The sequence below is a fragment of the Ideonella sp. B508-1 genome, from assembly GCF_000333615.1.
GTDB lineage: Bacteria > Pseudomonadota > Gammaproteobacteria > Burkholderiales > Burkholderiaceae_C > Ideonella.
In genome coordinates this window covers 1-1267 of sequence record NZ_BADL01000529.1, presented here as the reverse complement: position 1 = coordinate 1267, position 1267 = coordinate 1, and the positions used below count along the sequence as shown (strand labels likewise).

Genomic DNA, 1267 nt, shown 5'->3' with positions numbered 1-1267 from the left:
GCCAGCGCCATCATGAAATAGGTGTCCGGCTCGGGGTCGAAGAGCAGGTCGCTGCGCTCGCCCAGCTCTTGCAGCAGCGCCCGCAGTGCCGCCACTTGCCGGGTGTGGGTCTGGAACACCGCGGCCCGGTCCCCCTGGCGTTCGCCCCCGGCCAGGTGGGTGAGCTGGTCTGCGATCGGCTGCCACAGCCGGTCCAACTGCCATTCGGGGTGTCGGGCCAGCTGCGCCGAGGCCGCCTGGACGGCCGCCTGCAGCTTGGGGCGGGTGCCGGCCACCGCGCTGTCGGCGCTGGCGTCGCCGGACATGGCCAGGTTGGTCTGGCCCCGGTGGGTCTGGGTCTGGATGGCCACCTCCAGCAAGGCGCCCACGGCCTGGGCACCGGCCAGCTCATTGGTGGTCGCTTGCAGCTGCTGCCCGCACTGGTTGAGCATGCGGGCGGTCAGCAGAATCAAGGGGACCGCGGTGAGGGCGGCGATCAGCAGCAGCTGGGTGGACAGGCGCAGGTGCCGGAGCACTTTCTGCACAGGCGCGAAAAGGCGTGCGGACGCGGTCATGGCGGCAGCTCGACAAGGGTATGGAGGGGGACAAGAGCGCCTCCTGCGGTGGAGGCGCTCCGCGATACCCGGGCGAACTGCAGGCCCGGAGGAAACCGGTACGGCAGCCCAGATTTTCCGTGACCGGGCGCGGAGGGGACGGCTGAAAAGTCCGCCGAAACCGGGGCTTTTGCGGCTCAAGCTCCCCGGGACAACGGCCTCGGCACAATCGGCCGCTTGCCCACCACCTTCGCCACACCAGCCATGATCACCGTCCACCACCTGAACAACTCGCGCTCGCAGCGCATCCTGTGGCTGCTGGAAGAGCTGGGCCTGCCCTACGAGGTGCGCCGCTACCAGCGCGACCCGCAGACCCTGCTGGCGCCTGCGGCGCTGAAGGCGGTGCATCCGCTGGGCAAGTCCCCCGTCATCACCGACGGCGACATCACGGTGGCCGAGAGCGGGGCCATCGTCGAGTACCTGCTGGAGACCCATGGCCAGGGCCGACTGCGCCCGCCGGCGGGCACGCCCGAGGCCCGGCGCTTCAGCTATTGGCTGCACTTCGCCGAGGGCTCGGCCATGCCGCCACTGCTGCTGAAGCTGGTGTTCCAGCGCATCCAGACCGCGCCCATGCCCTTCTTCGCCAAGCCCATCGCCCGCGGGATCGCGGCCAAGGTGCTGGAGGGTTTCGTCGAGCCCAATCTGCAGGCCCAACTGGCCTACATGAAGGCCGA

General features: G+C 69.9%; 2 protein-coding genes. One reads left to right on the top strand and one right to left on the bottom strand.

The window, feature by feature from the left end:
- The coding region (locus I73_RS20840) for a hypothetical protein (RefSeq protein WP_148289878.1) at positions 1-554 on the bottom strand (554 nt) is incomplete at its 3' end.
- A 243-nt stretch (positions 555-797) separates the two neighbouring features.
- Here I73_RS20840 and I73_RS20835 point away from each other — a divergent pair.
- A partial coding sequence (locus tag I73_RS20835; RefSeq protein ID WP_022982389.1) for a glutathione S-transferase occupies positions 798-1267 on the top strand: 470 nt, incomplete at its 3' end.